General features: G+C 45.4%; 3 protein-coding genes. All 3 read right to left on the bottom strand.

Annotated elements, in window-relative coordinates; translation table 11 throughout:
- Positions 1-429, bottom strand: a 429-nt coding sequence (locus tag Q0546_RS00320) for an iron chelate uptake ABC transporter family permease subunit (protein WP_298789501.1), incomplete at its 3' end; no start/stop codon positions are given.
- Positions 422-1,168 carry a class I SAM-dependent methyltransferase gene (locus Q0546_RS00315; RefSeq protein ID WP_298789499.1) on the bottom strand — a complete coding sequence of 249 codons (747 nt, stop codon included), beginning with the start codon at positions 1,166-1,168 and terminating at the stop codon, positions 422-424. The genes Q0546_RS00320 and Q0546_RS00315, both read right to left, overlap by 8 nt.
- 238 nt (positions 1,169-1,406) lie before the next feature.
- The gene (locus Q0546_RS00310) at positions 1,407-3,158 is read right to left on the bottom strand and encodes a TonB-dependent receptor (protein WP_298789497.1); all 1,752 of its coding nucleotides are present in this window, start codon (positions 3,156-3,158) and stop codon (positions 1,407-1,409) included.
- Positions 3,159-3,428 lie beyond the last annotated feature (270 nt).

The raw sequence follows: 3,428 nt of genomic DNA, 5'->3' as shown, positions 1-3,428 counted from the left end.
GCCTCTAGCTATAAGTTGGCTTAAAAAAACCACCGCAAAAACGGCGGCTAGTCCAAAGCCAAAAGCCATTAGCGAGACATAAAGCACGGGCAGGGAAAGGATGATAGCGATACTGGCGCCCACCGCCGCGCCGCTAGAGACGCCTAAGATATCGGGAGAGACTAGGGGATTTTTAAAAAGCCCCTGATAGACGGCGCCGGCTGCAGAAAGAGAGGCTCCCACCAGCACTGCAAAGGCAATGCGAGGAAGTCTGATTTGCGTTATTACGGCGTGAGCTTGCTCGTTTGACGGAGGCGAGCCAAACAACAATGATTTTAAGCTAGAAAAAATTTCAGCCGCACCCAAACCGTATCTGCCAAGAGTCAGAGAAGCAAAAGCACAAACTATTAGCACGATCGTTAAAACAGCAAAAAGGGCTTTATTATTCAAATCTTACCTCACTTACGTCGTACCACATGGTGTAGCTTTTCGTCGCTCGGTAAAATTTAACCCCGCTACCATCTTTTACTAGCCATTTATCTACGTTTTTTCTAAAAATTTTTTCTTTTTCTTTTGGGATATCGCCGACGAATTTTAAAAATTCGTAAGCCTCGTCTTTACTCGTAAAGCTCTTTTCGTAAACGGTGTCAAATATCCGTACGTTTACGTTTGCGCCCAGATCGTAAAGCATATTGAAAGTAACGTTGTAGCCAAACATCCTCGGGTTTTCGTTTATAAAAGGCAGACGTTTTGAAGCTCTTTCGTCGATGCCCGCAAGCAAATCCATCCAAATTTCTCTAAGGCTTGGATAGTCCTCCAAAAAGCTAGTTATGCATACGTATTTTTTTGCTGCGTCGTTTAGTTTTTTTATATCGCCAAGACCGACCGAACGCGAGGCGACGACGATATCGTGCTTGCCGATCACGTCCAAGGCGTCGCTATCTAGCCAGCTTTTTTTCATAAAATTTATATTTTTTATGCCGGCGTTTTTGGCGTTTTGCTTGCAAAATTTAAGCATCTCTCCAAACGCATCAAGCGCGGTTAGGCTTTTAGATCGCATAGCCATCGGTATACTGAGGCGTCCCGGTCCGCAGCCGACGTCTAGCACGCTATCTTTATCCGTGATAGGCAAGGCACCAGCTAAAATTTGCGCGCTACGCTTTTCAAGCTCGGCCATGCCGTTATACATCTGGGCTACTTTATCCCAATCAACCGCACTTCCGCCGGCTCCATCTCTGTCATAGGTGCAAATTTAAGCTCCCTAATCGCCTGCCAGTTTAGTAGTCCTTGCATTTTTTCTCCAAAAAATAAGTTTTTAAATTTGAAGCCAAAGCAAAATTTGACCTCAAATTTAAAAGTAAAATTTAAACGGCGGCTAGATGCTAACCGCCGCTAAATTTAAAAGTGAAGTATTGGGAAATAAACCTCTAAAATTTAACTTCGGCTGAGAGCATAAACGTCCTGCTCTGTCCCAAAAAGATACTTGTGCCCGCACCCGTCGTAGTTCCGTCGATATTTGACGGGAACATTCCGACCCAGTATTTTTTATCAAAGACGTTATTTACGTTAAATCTTAAAGTTGTTTGCTTGCCTAGCCACTCTTTGGTCACGTAGCGGATGCCAAGGTCTGTGGTAAAGTACGCAGGCACCGCGTTTACGTTGCGCTGATCGGCGTAGCGTTTGCCTGTGTAGTGTAAATTTGCGCTTAGAGCTAGCTTATTTGTATTTGGCACGACGTAGTCAAAGAGTAAATTTGACTGAATTTTCGGTTCGCCGACTACGATTTTGCCCTGCGCATAAGCTTGTTTTGTCTTTTTTAGCTTCGGCTGTATTAGCGCGACGCCGCCCATTACGCTAAGATCGCTCGTTATCTTGCCTCCGGCGGTAAATTCCATGCCTCTATTTGCTTGCTCGCCTTGGATGCTATATTCGTTGTTATCGCCTAGATAGGCTATCGGGCGTTTTATCTCATAAAGCGCCGTAGATAGGTCGATATCCTCTATTCTAGCTTTTGCGCCGATCTCGTATTGTTTGCTTCTAAACGGCTTTAAAACGACCGTTTCGCCGTATCTTGGATTGGTTCTTTCGTAGGTGTAGCTTGAGCCTGCTTGCAAGCTATCTGCGTAAGTGAAGTATAAGCTTACGTTTTCGATAGGGCGATAAATAAAGCTTGCCGCGTAGCTAGTGCCGCTCTCGTCGTACGTTTTTACGCCCGTTTGCTTGTTTTTGTTTTCAAAGTTGCTTCTAGCCGCGCTTAAAATGACGCTAAAGTAGTCGTTTAGCTTGATATCGTCGGCGATGGTTAGGTTTTTCATAGAGCCTTGGCTATTTTTATAAGCTCCGCTACCTTTTGTTACGTGCGGATTTGAAAAGGTTCTTGGATTATACAAATTCGAGTTGCCCAAATTTGCTCTTCCGCCGGCGGTTTTTGCGCCATATATCGTCCATATATATCCGTTTGCCTGCACGCCAAAGTCGTGCTCTACGCCAAATGTTTCAAACTCTGTCGTAGCTTTAGCAAACCAGCTTTGTACGTCAAACCTGCTTGCCGCACCGTTTCCGCCGCTAGCCGCTACGCTAAAATCGCCGTTTTGATTCGTAAATGTTTTGCTTGTGCCGTACATATCGCGGATAGCTTTTTGCCACTGATATCCGCCTTCAAAATACCAACTTTCAGTCGGCCCATATTTAAATTTAACGCTAGCAGTCGTAGTTTTTAGGTTGCTTCCCGCCCACTCTTGCTCTAGGCCGGCTTTCGTATTTTTAGCAGCATCCGGAACGGCAAAGTTTAAAACGCCGTTTCTACCAGGCATAGAAAAGCCGCCCGGATTTCCTAGCATTTTGTGTTTGTAGTAGCTAAAATTCGTCTCGATAGTAAAATTTTCGGTTAGATAAAAATCAAGGCCAAGGCTAGCTAAATTTCTTTCGTAGTCGCTATTTTTAGCTTGTTTAGCGCCGTCTGATTTATAAAATACGCCGCGGTATCCGACGTACTGAAATCTATCCGAAGTATCCCAACCTATACCGAAATTTGAGCGGCTCGTATAGTCGGACCAAAACGTATTTGAAAACGGTATCGGACGCTTTCTGGTATAGTTAAAGATGCCGGCAGGCTCCTGTCCGCCGTAAAGCGAGCCTGCAAGGCCGTTTTGTATCTGAAGCCCCTCAAACATATACATAGGTATAGCCGTAGTAGAAACAGAGTAAAAGCCGTCCCAAAGTACGTTACCGACGACTGAGCCCTGAAAGCCGCGAGTCTGCGGACGGCCTACCTCGATGCCGCCTCTAGTTTGGATTTGCGCCTAAGGAAAATACTTCACCGCATCCTCAAAACCGGCCACGCCTTGGTTTTTCATCGCCTCAATCGACATCGTGTTTACCTGATAAGGCATATCAAGCACCTTTTTGCCCGCTAGCGGACCGCTGGCGACACCCTTGTTTAGTATGCC

The sequence above is a fragment of the uncultured Campylobacter sp. genome (assembly GCF_937997465.1).
Classification (GTDB): domain Bacteria; phylum Campylobacterota; class Campylobacteria; order Campylobacterales; family Campylobacteraceae; genus Campylobacter_A.
Note: the sequence above shows the minus strand (reverse complement) of the source record. Positions and strands in the feature narration are given on the sequence as shown.